Source organism: Streptomyces sp. MI02-7b (assembly GCF_033793585.1).
Taxonomy (GTDB): domain Bacteria; phylum Actinomycetota; class Actinomycetes; order Streptomycetales; family Streptomycetaceae; genus Actinacidiphila.
Genome location: NZ_JARAWX010000007.1, coordinates 160,948 through 174,208, shown reverse-complemented (window position 1 = coordinate 174,208; position 13,261 = coordinate 160,948). Strand labels below are relative to the sequence as shown.

Here is a 13,261-nt window from a genome sequence, read left to right as displayed (position 1 = left end):
GATTACGCGGCGGTGGGGCCCGTGGCCGAATCGGCCACGGGCCCCCGCGTCCCGTCCGGCCTGCCTACTTCTCGTCCTCGGCCGGGACCGCCACCGACACCGGCACCACGCTCCGCATGCGCGCGCACTGCGGGCACCTGATCAACCGGCCCGGGCCCAGCCGTCCGGCTCCCAGGTTCTGCATCGGCAGCGTGGTGGTGCTGAACACGTGCCCTTCGGCACAACGAACGACGGTGCGATCCATCGCTCCCCTTCTCCCCGGTACCTCAACGACGAAAGCCACATTAGGGGATGAACCCACCCCTGCCCCGCACGGCACTCCGCCCACCCCGGCCCGGCCAACCGGCCCTCACCGTACGCCCGATCGCCACCACGGCGCACGCCCCGCCACTCCGCGAGACGCCCCTCCACAACCCCTTCACCACGCCGGCCGCCCGACCTCCGGCCGGGCCCCGACCAGGCCCGCGACCGCAACACGACGGCCCCGGCGCGCATGCGTCCGAGGCCGACCATGGGGTATAGTGTCCGACGATGAGCCGCCTCAACGGGCGTCTTACGCGGGTGTAGTTTAATGGTAGAACATGAGCTTCCCAAGCTCAGAGCGCGAGTTCGATTCTCGTCACCCGCTCCACCAGAAAGCCCCAGGCCAGCCGCCCGGGGCTTCTTTGTTGTTCAGACCAGATCAAGCGTCTCGTGCCAGATCCGTGGCAGATGCCGCATCGTCTGCCACCGCGCGCCGCTCCTGGACCAGGCGATCCAGACGAGCCGCGACCTCCCTCTGCCGATACCCCGGGGCGCGTACCCGACATCTGTGGGTGTTGCGGGATCGAGTTTGGGTACGAGGTCGCGACAGACGCGGGCGTGATCAAGGCCCGCAACGACTGGATTGCCCAGGGGTACCCCTGGAAGGGCAACGTTAAAGACAAACCGGCCGACTGGGATCCGGAGGCACAACTGCGCGAGTCGCTGCCGGTCACGTGTCCCAAGGGTGACCATGGCGCTCAATCCGCGCAGGATCCGAAGTCGTCCTACTGAGTGTCTAACTGCGCTACAACGGCCCCGCATCAGGGCGCACAACCACGGACGCTCACGGACGGTCCGCGCAGGTCACGAGCGGTTCGGCCGCAGGTCACAAGGTCGCGCGCATTGCTTCGGGACGAAGAGGCCAGTTTCCGCAGGCCGTCTGACGGGCTCGTCGATCCGCGGGGGTAGGCTCCCTGAGCTGTCAGGCTCCGCAGTTCAGGGCAGGAAGTGGATCGACTGATGCATTCGGGCATACGCAGAATCGGCACCGCACTCATGTGGCTTCTTAGCCTGGCATGGTTTGCCCAGAACTCGATCACAGGACACGGACTGTGGAGGTTCCTGTCCGCCGCTGTCCTGCTCCTGGGATTGATCCTCGCGGCCCTTTCGCTCTGGGAGCACACCCACCCTTCGCCCAAGCGGCGGCGAGCAAGGGAGCTTGAGCAAGATGGCAAGGGCTGACATCGACGGGTGACATCAACGAACTCGCACGGCGACGGATCGCACCGGATGCCCCGACGACCTGATACCGTCAATGACTTTGTCTTACTGGTCAGCCGGACCGGAGATCAGTAGACGGGGTACTCAGGGCCTGAACGCAGCATCGGACGCCGGGCCTTGACCCCGGATCCTGAACACGGGTTATGCGGCTTTGGCCAGCGTAGTTGATGTCGTTCCGAATGCTCGCTCGTAGGCGATCGGGCTGCGATGTCCGAGGCGGGAGTGGCGTCGAACGGTGTTGTAGCGGTGCAGCCAGCGGAAGAGGTCGAGGTGGGCTTCGCGTTCGGTGTCCCAGGCTCGGCGGCCTTGTAGGGTTTCGCGTTTGCAGGTCGCGTTGAACGATTCGGCGAGTGGTGGATCAGCGCAGCATGCTCGGCGCGCAACAAGAGACAACAGCTACCTTGGCCTCCGACCAGCGCTGGAGATCGCACCCACTCTCTTGCCGTTCCCCTGCACCAAGGGTCGTGGCATGATCCGCTCGTGCGGTACGGAGCCGCACAGACGATCTTCCGGGGAGAGGCGTTCGTCATGGGCGCTTATGGGTGGGCCGCTCTCGCAGCTCTTTTGGCCGTCACGCTGGTACCGGGCGGAGCGGCAGTCCTTCGCAGCTGGTTGTTCCCCCGGCTCAGAGGCCGTGTCGAATCGCCTCGGATCTGGGGGCTCGGCGTCATCCTGATGGGACTCGGCCTGTCGATCGAGCTTCTCGCCGCACATCGGCACGACGACATGTTCCGCAACGTCGCCGGATTGACGGGCGTCTGCATCCTGGTATCCGGCTTTTGCCTTGAAAAGTGGATGCGGGTTCGCGGCCGACTCAGCCGGTCGTAGCCCTGCAGTGGCGGAGCCACAAAAGCCTGGGGGATCGCCCGGCCACCGCTGGAGGCAGCCCGACGGCAACGACGATGGACGCCGCAGTCAGGGTCACCAGCGCGGAGCCCGCCAGAACGGGCGGGGAGTCAGGGGGAATCGCGGTCCACAGGGCGACCTGTCTCCCACTCCATCCGGAGCGGGGACTACGAACGCCGTTTACGACGCGAGGCGCACGCTCGGCGATCTGCATGGAGGCGGGCCGATCGCGGGGAGTGTGCCTGACCCCCTGGGTGAGGACCGGTGGTCCTCGTCGGGCACCCCTACGGCGGGGTGGTGATCAGCAACGCCGCCTCGGGCTCCGACAAGGTCAAGGCGCTGGTGTACGCCGACGCCTTCCTCCCCGACAAGGGCGAGAGCGCCAACGACCTGGCGAGCAAGGCCCCGGACCGTGCCATCGGCAAGGTGCTGCGTCCCGTCCCGTCCCGATCACCGATCCCGACGGCTCCAAGGACGTCGACCTCTACATCGACCAGTCCGAGTTCCACCAGGCCTTCGGTGCGGACGTCCCCGCGGAGACCGCCTCCCTGATGTCGGTCACCCAGCGTCCGGGCAGCGGCACCGCCCCCAACGAGTCCTCCGGTGAGCCCGCTTGGAAGACCGTCCCGTCCTGGGCCCTGGTGGGCACCAATGACCGGATCATCCCCCAGAAGCTCCAGGTCTCCATGGCCGAGCGCGCCCACGCGCACATCGAGAAGGTCCGATCCTCCCACGCTGTGACCGTGTCCCACCCGGAGGCTGTCACCCGCATCATCGAAGAGGCCGCGCGCACGGTCCACTGACCGGCACCCGCCCCGGGTGGGGCGGCACGGTGTGCCGCCCCACCCGAGCTCCGGCTCCTGCCGGTACGCCTCGGCGAAAAGACGAAGAGCCGGTGCTTTGTGAACCAGCGGTTCACCGGGGACAACCTCAAAATTCACCACTGACCGTCAAGTTCAGGGGTATGACTTCACGACGCTTCTCTCGCAAGCGCATCCGGCTCGTCATCGCGATCGGCGCCACCATCGCCGTGGCGGGCACGGGTACGGCCGCGGCCCATTCCGGTGGCTGGCTGTGGGCCCCGTCGCACGACTTCGGGGCGGTCGCCGACTCCTTCTCCGGCCACGGCAGGGTGACGGGCGACGTACTGCGGAACGACTCCGGCGCGACAGCGGTCGTGCGGCACACCGACCCCGCCAACGGCAAGGTGACGGTCGACGCGGACGGCACGTTCACGTACACGCCGAACTCCGGCTTCACGGGTACGGACACCTTCACGTACAGCACGACCGACGCGGTGCAGCTGTTCAAGGACGCCGGGGCCGACGGCGCTCCCCTGCCGCCGCTCGGTCATGTCGCCGGGCCGGCCGGCACGACCACCGAGCTCTCTGGTGAGGGCTTCGGCTCCTCGCTCGCCCCGGTGCCGGGCAAGCCGGGCCACTTCTACGGGCTCACCGACCGCGGCCCGAACGCCGACGCCCCCGACGGCAACAAGTCCGAGATGGTCCCGGACTTCACGCCGGAGATCGGCGAGTTCAAGCTCGTGAACGGCAAGGCCGAGCTGCTCAAGCAGGTCACCCTCAAGGGGCCGAAGAGCCTCGGCGGCGTGAAGTACAGCGGCCGCCCGCCGCACGACACGAGCGAGGTCATCGACGACGTCGCCGCGACGAACGCCAACGGCGGCACGCCGGCGCCCATCGCGCGGGACCCGTACGGCTACGACTCCGAGGGCCTGGTGGCGCTGTCCGACGGCTCGTTCTGGGTCTCGGACGAGTACGGCCCGTACATCACGCACTTCGACAAGAACGGCTACGAGCTGGGCCGGCTCACGCCGTACCGCAACAGCCCGGACAACGCCTACCACAAGGTCGTCGGGTACCTGCCGGCCGAACTCGCCTTCCGCGCGAAGAACAAGGGCATGGAGGGCCTGACCGTCACCCCGGACGGCTCGACCCTGGTGGGCGTCATGCAGTCCGCGCTCCAGCAGCCGGACCTCGGCAGCGTCAAGGCCGGCAACGTCGCGCCCACCCGCATCGTCACGGTCGACCTGCGCACCTACCGGACCAAGCAGTACCTGTACCTGCTGGACAACCCGGCGAGCACGGGCACCGCCAACAGCGAGATCACCGCGCTGTCCGGCACGAAGTTCCTCATCGACGAGCGCGACGGCGCCTTCGAGCCGTTCGCACAGAAGACGCTGTACCAGGTCGACATCAACGGCGCCACCGACGTCAGCGGCCTGACGATCGGCGGCAAGTCGCCCGAGGCGCTGGTCGGCACGAGCGGCACCAACGCGGCCCTCGCCGCGCTCACCGGTGCCGGCGTCAACGTCGCCCAGAAGCAGCCGTACGTCAACGTCGGCACGCTGGTCAGCCAGCTCGACCCCACCGGGGCGTTCTTCGCGCACGACAAGGTCGAGGGCGTCGCCACCACCGACGGCGGCCGGACGCTGTACCTGGCCAACGACGACGACTTCGGCATCGACAGCATCGTCGTCGACCCCGACGGCACGTGGACCGTCCACCAGAAGACGCTGCCGCCCACGGGCCGGACCGACAACGGCGAGATCCTGAAGGTCGACACCACGAAGCTGCCCGCGGTGCTCAAGACCGTCACGGTCACGGTCCACGTGCGCTGACGCGCCGCGGAGGCGCCTTCGGCACGCCCACCGGGGTGGGCGTGCCCGACGGCGCCCTGCAGAAAGGCGTGCCGCCCGGCCCCGGGCCCACTGCCGAGCCGGTGCGCGGACGCTCACGGGAGCGATCGGCCGCGCCGCGGGACGGCGAGCGGCCGTGCCGGATCGTGGCCGGCACGGCCGCCGCGACCGCGGTGCGCGCGGCACCGGCTCGCTCCCGCAGGGGGTCAGCCCAGCTTCTTCCACTTGGCGCTGGTGGCGATCGCCCTGAGCTGCTTCATCGTGAGCGCGGGGGTGCCGCGGGTCGCGGCGCTGTGCTGGTCGCCGGAGTTGAAGGCACTGACCACCACTCGCAGCCCGTCGGTCCTGATCGTGTCGACGGTCCACATGACGACGCCCGCGCCGCCCTTCTCGCCCGGTTCCTGGTGCGACACGACCTTCGTGCCGTCGGGCAGGACCTCGGCGCCGGAGCCGAAGAGCTCGCCCTCGACATCGGACATACGGGGCTGCACGTTGATCTGGACCAGGCTCCGGCCCTTGCCGTCGTCGAGCACGAGATCCGCGAAACCGTCCTGCCCCTGGCCCTTCGTGACGACCGTGACCCCCTTGGGGAGCAGGGAGACGAGCGTGTTCCTGACCGCGGCGCCGTCGGGCTGGGACGGCGGGGCCGGGGGTGCCGGCCGGTGCTCCCTGGGAATGACGTCGATGGCCTTGCGCCAAGCCGGGGCAGTGGCGATCTTCGTCAACTGCGCCATGGTCAAGGGGGGTTCGTCCCTGGTCTCCGGTGCGTCCTTCTCGGCCTCGGCGTTCCACTCGCTCACGTCGACCTGGTGCCCCTGAGGGCTCACGAGGACGGCGTGCCACCACTTCGTGTCCACGCGGCGGTCCGGGTACTCGTACCCCTGGAAGAGCATGAGCCGCGAGCCGTCGGCCAGTTCGGTGCTGGCGCAGCGGTCGTAGGGGACGGCGATCCTGTCCGGGCAGGCCGTGGCCTCGCGGACCTGCTCGCTGTGCGGCTCCACGCGGTTCAGCCCCACGGAGACCGCACCGCCTCCCTTGCCGTCGTCGTACACGACCTGTGCGTACGGCATCATCCTCGGGCCGACGCCCCGCCCCTGCTCCTCGCGGAACTCGCCCTCGGGGAGCAGTCCCTTGAGGGTACGGACCAGATCGGCGGCGGAGATCTCCCCGTCGTTCTCCGAGGGAGGAGGCGGGGTCGGCCGGGCGGCCGCCATGGACTGCCCCCCGCCCCCGTCGCCGCCCGAGGGGACGAGGAGCGATCCGCCCACGCCGACGAGGGCGACCGCGGCCACGCCTGCCGCGATGGCGGCCCTGCGCCGTCGCAGGAGCTTGCGGCCGCGCGCCGTACCGGCCGCGACCAGGGCCCTGCGGTCCGTCTCGTAGTCACCACTGGCGTGGACGAGGGCTTCGCCGAGCCGGTCCTCGAAGAGGTGGTCGTGTTCCTTGTGGTCTTCAATGGGCATGGCAAACCGCCGTCTCTGCACGGTTGTCGGAATGGGGGAAGTAGGAGAACAGGGATGGCCTGCGACCGGTCAGGGTGAGGCGTACTCGCCGATGCCGTCACCGAGCAGCACCCGGAGCCGGCCCAGGGCGCGGTTGCAGCGCGTGCGCACCGCGGCCGAGCTGGCCTCCATCACATCGGCGGTCTCCTCGATGCTGCGGTCCTCCCAGTAGCGCAGGAACACCACGGCCCGGTCCTTGGGGGACAGCTGGCCCAGCGCGTCGACCAGGGTCAGCCGCAGGAGCGGGTCCGGGCCGGCGCTCCGCGGGTCCGGGAGGTCCGGGAAGACGTCCGTGGCCCGTTCCTTGCTGCTGCGGCGCCGCTGGTGGCTGAGGAAGACACGGGTGAGGGTGGTCTGGGCGTACCCCGCGGGATTGCCGACGCGGGAGACCCGTCGCCAGCTGACGTACAGCCGGCCGAGCGTCTCCTGGACCAGGTCCTCGGCGAGGTGGGTGTCACCACCGGTGAGCAGACAGGCGGACCGGTACAGGTGCCCCGCCCGCGCCTCGGCGAACTCGGCGTAGTCCTTCGCCCGTCCCTGCCCCATCATGCCCCCGTGGTCGTTGACACCAGCCTCACACCTCACTGATGCGGTGGGGCCGCCGAAATGTTTCAGCATTTCTGGCGGCCGGTCACGGCGACGGCCGGTTCAGTCGGCCCGGGGGCCGTACGCGGCCCTGCTGGCCTGGATCTCCGCGTTGTGCTCCATGGCCCAGCCCGCGAGGGCCAGTGCGGGAGGGATGAGGCTCTTCCCCATGGCGGTCAGCGCGTACTCGACGCGGGGCGGGACCTCCGCGTAGGCGGTGCGGGAGACGAGGCCGTCCCGCTCCAGGTTGCGCAGGGTCAGGGTCAGCATCCGCTGCGATATGCCGGGGATGTGCTGGTGGAGTTCGGTGAAGCGCATGCGTGCGTCGTCGAGCGTGGCCACCACGAGCAGCGTCCACTTGTCGCAGATCCGGTCCAGTACGGCGCGGATGGTCCGGCCGCCGTCCCCGCGGATCATGCACGTGTGCTCGTACTGCGACATGACAACTCCTTGTGCGTTGCTCACATCCGTGTGCCTTTTGTACGGCGCCGGGCGCCGGCCCATGATGTGGCCACTCGCGTTCGAGACCATCGTGTGGGAGCCATCATGCACGTCGCGTACTGGATCGTCGCCGGGCTCCTCGCCCTGTTCTACGTCTATGCGGGGGGCAAGAAGCTCCTTCAGACACGGGAGCGACTGCAGCCCATGATGGGCTGGGTGGAACGCGTGCCGATGCCGCTGGTCAGGGTCATCGGTGGGCTGGAGGTGCTCGGCGCGCTGGGACTCGTCCTCCCGCCCCTGACGGGGGTGGCGCCCGGGCTCGCGATCGCGGCGGCGGTCGGCCTGGCGCTGATACAGATCGGCGGGACGGTCCTGCACCTGTCCCGGGGCGAGGTGCGGGTGATCGGGCTCAACATCGCCCTGCTGGTCGCCGCCGCGGCGGCGGTGTGGCTGGGGACGGTCCGGCTCTGAGGCCCGCCCGGTCCGACCTGCCCGTCCGCGCCGTGGCGCCGGGGGCGGCGCGCGAGGAGGACACTGATCTCATGTCCCTACCCAAAACGCATAACTGCTCCTCCTGCTCGAACGGTGCCGGGCAGGGGGAGGTCCTCCACGAAGACCTCGTCGTCGGAGCACCGCTGTCCATGGAGGATCTCACCGAGGCGCAGCGCCTCGACCGGTTCGCCCGCAAGTACGCCCACGACGGTTGCCAGGTCAGAGAGGTCCGGCGGGTCCCGCACGACGGCCTGAGCGGCTACGCCTGGTCGGTCCGCTTCGTCGAGGGTTCCTGACGGGGACGCGGCGCGACCGTGAAGCCGGCGCCACCGCCGCGTAGGCGGCGCCGGGCCCTGTCCGCACATGCTTTTCGGCCCATGGGGCAGGAGTACGCTGAAAGCACCGGGAGCATTTCGCACACCGGCTTCCACGCGGGTGTCGTTTCTGGCGATCAACACCGCCGGGCTGCTGCGAGGCAGCCCGGGGACGGGTCCGCGTCATGACCATGCTCGTCGAACGCACCCCCCACCACGTCGCAGCGGGCCTCTCCGCCCGCCTGTCCCTCACTCCGCACACCGCGCTCCCGGGACAACTGGACGGGGCCTGGTGGCCCCGGTCCCGTGACCTCGCCGTCGAACTCCCCGCGCTGTGCGCCACGCTGGACAGTGCCTGGGGGCGGATCACCAACATCACGGTGAACCCCGCCCGTTGGCCTCTCATCCCGCGCAAGGTGCCCGTCACCGGGCACACCGTGCACGTGGGCTGGTTCAGCGAGCAGGATCCGGACAAGGTGATCCTGCTGTCCCGGTCGATGGGCCGGTGGGACCTTCTGGTGATCCCACCCGAGACACCACCGGCCGCGGCAGCCCGGCTGATGACCGCCGCCGCGCTTCCGGGGAGCGTCCTGACCGCCGGCGCGCTGATGGCGGCCGAGGCCGTCACGGGCAGCACGCGGGACGTCCGCGGCGGGGAGGACGACTGGGAGACCGAGGGCGGGGCGTGCATGTCCCCCTTCGGGCCGTCGGCCGGTCCCCTGCCCGCGGGGTCGGGGGGGTGAGCCGATGGAGACCGTCGTCCTCGTCGCCGTGATCCTCGTCATGACCGGCGTCGGCATGTGGCTCATCCACCTGCTGAACGTCCAGCACGCGGAACGCATCGCCGGCCACCGATTCGGCGACACCCTGCCCGGCGTCGGCCGGCGACACCGCGGACGGGCGTCCGTGCGTGGCGGGCGGCCCGGGCCGCCGCGAGAGACCCGGGCGACCGCACGGACCTTCCGCTGACCGGTGGGGCAACGGGTGGGGTGCTCAGGCGCCCCACCCGGCGACCTGCCGCCTCGACCGGAGGGGACCGCACCGCCGTGAGACCACTGAGGAGAACATCCCCTATGTCTGGAATGTCTGCCTGGCCTACCATGAAGACAGGTCGGGGCACTCTCACGTGCGACCGACCCGGAAGGGCGGCCCCGGTGTGTACACGCCGGGGCCGTTGCGGCACCGCCGAAGCGCCCACAGGGAGCAGGGCATGATCCATTCCACTGACGTGCGCGAATGGCGCGACCACGATGTCGTCGACCCAAAAGGGCACAAGATCGGCTCGCTGGAAGCGATCTACGTGGACACCTCCACCGACGAACCAGCCATGGCCACCGTCCGCACCGGGCTGCTGAGCCGGCAGCGGCTGGTCTTCGTCCCTCTCGACGAGGCGATCCTGGGGCCGGGCTACGTCAAGGTCGCACACGCCAAGGCGCTGGTGAAGAAGGCCCCTGCCATCGGCACGGACGACGTCCTGCCCGTCGAGCAGGAAGAAGCGATCTTCAAGCACTACGACCTGGCCTACCGGCCGGGCGCCAACGGCGAACGGCAGCTGGCGCGCCGCTGACGCGCACGCCCACAGCAGAGGGGACGCACGCCGCATGGCGATCTTCTTGTTCCTGGTTCTTCTGGCCGTCGTCCTCGGAATCATCGGCGTGACGGCCGGAAGCCTGTCCTACCTCTTGTTCGTCGGCATCGTGGTACTGGTGGCCGACATCGTCTTCTTCGGCGTACGGTCCTTCCGGCGTGCGCGCCGCCACCCGCTCCGATGACGTCCCGCGATGCTCCGCGCCTCGGGCGGGACGGTGCGCGAGGGGCGCTGCGCGAGTGCCCGGCCAGGGGTTCGTACGATCCCGGACAGCACTGCGACCGCCGCCGCGGCACGGCCGGGCGCCGGCCGGAGAAGGGCATGCCGGAGCGTCAGGGGCGCTCCGGCCTGGCACGCGAAGGGGTGGCCCGACGGTAGTCGAGGCCACCGGTGAGGGGTCGCGCGGTCAGAGCTTGTGCATGCCGTAGTAGGGGCTGACGATGCGGGTCAGCTGGGAACCGAAGTCGACGAGCAGTGCCCCGCCCGCGGCCTCCTCGGCCATGACTTTTCCGAGGCCGTGCTGGTCGTGGGAGACACGGTCCCCCACGGCGAACTGCTTGAGGACCGGTTCGGCGGGCGCCTTGAAGGGGCTCGTGGGCAAGTGGCGCGGGGGCGCGGATCTTTTCGTCATTGCAGCCAGTATGCGTGGTGGGATGCCCGGCGCATAGGCTCGAACATGCGCCCGAATGATGGACAGGCAGCCGTACGGCACCCCGCCCCCCGCGCTGACCTGCTGCAACGGCCTCGCCGGCACCCGCGGGCGGCCTCCGCGGTGCGCGAACTCGTCCGCCTGCCGACGGCACCCGCGGGGTGTGCTCCGAGCGTGTCGCGGGGGCGTGGCGGGGCGGGCGGGGACCCGGGGGGCGGGGCGGAAAACCGTGTCCGGGCGGGTCAATATCTGTTGTGACGAAGAGAGAAATTCACGCGACGCGCGGTGAGGCTTTCTGGCACAACAGGCGGAGCGTAATTATCCACCGCGCACGGTCGATCGCTCCGTGCTACTGTCGAAGCAGTTGCAGTTGTGATACCCAAGAACTTCCAGTGCCTTCACCGGCCGCCATGCCGATGGAAGCACTGCGCATTTCCGGTCATTTCCCGGGCGGGGTCATCATCACAGCGACGCGGAGTCCGCACAGTGCGGATTCCGGGCACTGCCCGAAGGAGATTTGACACATGACGACTGGCACCGTGAAGTGGTTCAACGCGGAAAAGGGTTTCGGCTTCATCGAGCAGGACGGCGGCGGGCCTGACGTGTTCGCCCACTACTCGAACATCGCCGCCCAGGGCTTCCGCGAGCTGCTGGAAGGCCAGAAGGTGAGCTTCGACATCGCGCAGGGCCAGAAGGGCCCGACGGCCGAGAACATCGTTCCCGCCTGATCACCGCACGCGCAGTTCGCCGCTGGGGCCCGCACCAAGGGGTGCGGGCCCCGGCGTGTTGCCCTTCCGGGCGTGACCCCCGCGTCGCGCCGCGACAACCATCGGGGCAGCGGCATTCCGGCGGGCCGGTGAACCCGCCCCATGACGGATGTTTCCCTCGGCATCGCGCAGCGACGGCCAACGGGACGTACCGCACACTGCCCGCCCCGCATTCTCCCACCAGGATCGCGCCGACCCTTTCGGCGCCTCGACCCGTGAGCGTCCCCCGCCGGGTCGGATCCGATTTCGCTTCTTTTCCGGCCCGTTCTTGCGATTCTCTGTGCTGTTCATTGCCACAGAAATTCCTTGATGCGTGCCGCCTCGAGGAAGGTTCTTCATGAACCGCACACGTACGAACGACCGTTACACCCGCACCCGCTCCGGCGGTTCCGGCGGCACCGGCGGCAGCCGCTCGGGCGGCAAGACCTACAGCTCCAACCGCTCCGGCGCGCCGAGCCGTTCGGGCGGTCAGCGGCGCCGACCGACCGCGCCGCAGGGCGAGTTCGCCCTGCCGGTGACGACCACCCCGGCGCTCCCGGCCGTCGAGGCGTTCGCCGATCTCGACATGCCGAAGCAGTTGCTGGCCGCACTGGTCAGCGAGGGCGTGACCGTGCCGTTCCCGATCCAGGGGGCGACGCTGCCGAACTCGCTCGCGGGCCGCGACGTGCTCGGCCGCGGACGCACCGGATCCGGCAAGACCCTCGCCTTCGGCCTGGCGCTGCTGGCGCGTACGGCCGGCCGCCGGGCCGAGCCCCGGCAGCCGCTGGCCCTGGTGCTGGTGCCGACCCGGGAGCTGGCGCAGCAGGTCACCGACGCACTCACCCCCTACGCCCGCTCGGTGCAGCTGCGGCTCACCACCGTGGTCGGCGGCATGTCGATCGGCCGCCAGGCCGGTGCGCTGCGAGGCGGCGCCGAGGTCGTCGTCGCGACGCCGGGCCGGCTGAAGGACCTCATCGCACGCGGCGACTGCCGCCTGGACCAGGTCGGCATCACCGTCCTGGACGAGGCCGACCAGATGGCCGACATGGGCTTCATGCCGCAGGTCACGGAGCTGCTCGACCAGGTGCGCCCGGACGGGCAGCGGATGCTGTTCTCGGCCACCCTGGACCGCAACGTGGACCTGCTGGTCCGCCGCTACCTGTCCGACCCGGTGGTGCACTCCGTCGACCCGTCCGCGGGCGCGGTCACCACGATGGAGCACCACGTGCTCCATGTGCACAGCGCGGACAAGCACCGGGCGACAACAGAGATCGCGGCGCGCGAGGGCCGCGTGATCATGTTCCTGGACACCAAGCGCGCCGTCGACCGGCTCACCACGCACCTGCTGAACAGCGGTGTACGGGCGGCCGCGCTGCACGGCGGCAAGTCGCAGCCCCAACGCACCCGGACGCTGGCGCAGTTCAAGACCGGGCACGTCACGGTGCTGGTGGCGACCAACGTCGCGGCACGCGGCATCCACGTCGACAACCTCGACCTGGTGGTCAACGTGGACCCGCCGACCGACCACAAGGACTACCTGCACCGCGGCGGCCGCACCGCCCGCGCCGGGGAGTCCGGCCTGGTCGTCACCCTGGTCACGCCCGACCAGCGCCGCGACATGGACCGTCTCATGGTGCACGCCGGAATCCGCCCCCTGACCACCCAGGTCCGCTCCGGTGAGGCCGAACTGAGCCGGATCACCGGCGCGCGGACCCCGTCCGGCGTCCCGGTCGTCATCACCGCACCGGTGGCCGAGCGCCCGGGGCGCGGCGTCCCCGGCCCCCGCGGCCGGCGCGGCCGCGGCACGGAGAACCACGGCGCCACCGAGAACCGCGGGACCGGCCGGCCGGTGCGCCGCTCGACCCGGCGGTCCACCTTCGACGCGGCAGCAGCCTAGGCAACCGCCCTGCCGCCCGGT

At 70.1% G+C, this 13,261-nt stretch carries 19 protein-coding genes and 1 tRNA gene; 14 read left to right on the top strand and 6 right to left on the bottom strand.

All coding sequences use genetic code 11. The features are described from left to right. Positions 1-64 precede the first annotated feature (64 nt). Positions 65-244: a hypothetical protein gene (locus PV364_RS13885; protein WP_319660219.1), complete on the bottom strand. Its 180-nt coding sequence runs from the start codon at positions 242-244 to the stop codon at positions 65-67. 313 nt (positions 245-557) lie between these two features. Between PV364_RS13885 and PV364_RS13880 the strand changes: the two genes are divergently transcribed. Both PV364_RS13880 and PV364_RS13875 read left to right on the top strand, forming a co-directional pair. Further along, positions 558-631: transfer RNA gene (locus PV364_RS13880), tRNA-Gly, on the top strand. A gap of 230 nt (positions 632-861) precedes the next feature. Then, entirely contained in the window at positions 862-1,035 is a 174-nt protein-coding gene (locus tag PV364_RS13875; protein WP_319660218.1) for a hypothetical protein, read from the top strand. A 630-nt stretch (positions 1,036-1,665) separates the two neighbouring features. Here PV364_RS13875 and PV364_RS13870 read toward each other — a convergent pair. Beyond that, positions 1,666-1,917, bottom strand: a complete 252-nt coding sequence (locus tag PV364_RS13870; RefSeq protein ID WP_415924549.1) for an integrase core domain-containing protein — start codon at positions 1,915-1,917, stop codon at positions 1,666-1,668. Between the two features lie 87 nt (positions 1,918-2,004). On the opposite strand from PV364_RS13870, the gene PV364_RS13865 reads away from it, so the two are divergent. From PV364_RS13865 to PV364_RS13850, 4 genes are all read left to right on the top strand, one after another. Continuing rightward, a complete protein-coding gene (locus PV364_RS13865; RefSeq protein WP_319660217.1) occupies positions 2,005-2,352 on the top strand; it encodes a hypothetical protein in 348 nt (115 codons plus the stop codon). Positions 2,353-2,634: 282 nt separating this feature from the next. After that, positions 2,635-2,922, top strand: a complete 288-nt coding sequence (locus PV364_RS13860) for a hypothetical protein (protein ID WP_319660216.1) — start codon at positions 2,635-2,637, stop codon at positions 2,920-2,922. After that, positions 2,922-3,173: an alpha/beta hydrolase gene (locus PV364_RS13855; RefSeq protein WP_319660215.1), complete on the top strand. Its 252-nt coding sequence runs from the start codon at positions 2,922-2,924 to the stop codon at positions 3,171-3,173. The genes PV364_RS13860 and PV364_RS13855 overlap by 1 nt, the downstream gene beginning before the upstream one ends. A gap of 161 nt (positions 3,174-3,334) precedes the next feature. Then, positions 3,335-5,008 (top strand): esterase-like activity of phytase family protein, encoded by a 1,674-nt coding sequence (locus PV364_RS13850; protein ID WP_319660214.1) that lies wholly within the window; start codon positions 3,335-3,337, stop codon positions 5,006-5,008. A gap of 224 nt (positions 5,009-5,232) precedes the next feature. Here the strand turns inward: PV364_RS13850 and PV364_RS13845 are convergent, their stop codons facing one another. The 3 genes from PV364_RS13845 to PV364_RS13835 form a co-directional block, all read right to left on the bottom strand. Beyond that, entirely contained in the window at positions 5,233-6,489 is a 1,257-nt protein-coding gene (locus PV364_RS13845; RefSeq protein WP_319660213.1) for a hypothetical protein, read from the bottom strand. Positions 6,490-6,558: 69 nt separating this feature from the next. Continuing rightward, positions 6,559-7,074 carry a SigE family RNA polymerase sigma factor gene (locus PV364_RS13840; RefSeq protein ID WP_319660394.1) on the bottom strand — a complete coding sequence of 172 codons (516 nt, stop codon included), beginning with the start codon at positions 7,072-7,074 and terminating at the stop codon, positions 6,559-6,561. Between the two features lie 102 nt (positions 7,075-7,176). Further along, positions 7,177-7,554, bottom strand: coding sequence for a helix-turn-helix domain-containing protein (locus tag PV364_RS13835; protein ID WP_319660212.1), 378 nt, complete (start codon positions 7,552-7,554; stop codon positions 7,177-7,179). 105 nt (positions 7,555-7,659) lie between these two features. Between PV364_RS13835 and PV364_RS13830 the strand changes: the two genes are divergently transcribed. The 6 genes from PV364_RS13830 (at position 7,660) to PV364_RS13805 (ending at position 10,132) form a co-directional block, all read left to right on the top strand. Further along, a complete protein-coding gene (locus PV364_RS13830) occupies positions 7,660-8,025 on the top strand; it encodes a DoxX family protein (protein ID WP_319660211.1) in 366 nt (121 codons plus the stop codon). 71 nt (positions 8,026-8,096) lie between these two features. Continuing rightward, on the top strand, positions 8,097-8,342 hold the full coding sequence (locus PV364_RS13825) for a hypothetical protein (RefSeq protein ID WP_319660210.1): 246 nt from the start codon (positions 8,097-8,099) through the stop codon (positions 8,340-8,342). Positions 8,343-8,545: 203 nt separating this feature from the next. Further along, the gene (locus tag PV364_RS13820; protein WP_319660209.1) at positions 8,546-9,103 is read left to right on the top strand and encodes a DUF5994 family protein; all 558 of its coding nucleotides are present in this window, start codon (positions 8,546-8,548) and stop codon (positions 9,101-9,103) included. A gap of 4 nt (positions 9,104-9,107) precedes the next feature. Beyond that, entirely contained in the window at positions 9,108-9,329 is a 222-nt protein-coding gene (locus PV364_RS13815) for a hypothetical protein (protein WP_319660208.1), read from the top strand. 241 nt (positions 9,330-9,570) lie between these two features. Then, positions 9,571-9,927, top strand: coding sequence for a PRC-barrel domain-containing protein (locus PV364_RS13810; RefSeq protein ID WP_319660207.1), 357 nt, complete (start codon positions 9,571-9,573; stop codon positions 9,925-9,927). A gap of 34 nt (positions 9,928-9,961) precedes the next feature. Beyond that, on the top strand, positions 9,962-10,132 hold the full coding sequence (locus tag PV364_RS13805) for a hypothetical protein (protein WP_319660206.1): 171 nt from the start codon (positions 9,962-9,964) through the stop codon (positions 10,130-10,132). A 222-nt stretch (positions 10,133-10,354) separates the two neighbouring features. On the opposite strand, the gene PV364_RS13800 is transcribed toward PV364_RS13805, so the two are convergent. After that, positions 10,355-10,579 (bottom strand): hypothetical protein, encoded by a 225-nt coding sequence (locus tag PV364_RS13800; RefSeq protein ID WP_319660205.1) that lies wholly within the window; start codon positions 10,577-10,579, stop codon positions 10,355-10,357. Between the two features lie 542 nt (positions 10,580-11,121). Between PV364_RS13800 and PV364_RS13795 the strand changes: the two genes are divergently transcribed. Then, positions 11,122-11,325 carry a cold-shock protein gene (locus PV364_RS13795; protein ID WP_272118185.1) on the top strand — a complete coding sequence of 68 codons (204 nt, stop codon included), beginning with the start codon at positions 11,122-11,124 and terminating at the stop codon, positions 11,323-11,325. 376 nt (positions 11,326-11,701) lie between these two features. Next, positions 11,702-13,240 (top strand): DEAD/DEAH box helicase, encoded by a 1,539-nt coding sequence (locus tag PV364_RS13790; protein WP_319660204.1) that lies wholly within the window; start codon positions 11,702-11,704, stop codon positions 13,238-13,240. Positions 13,241-13,261 lie beyond the last annotated feature (21 nt).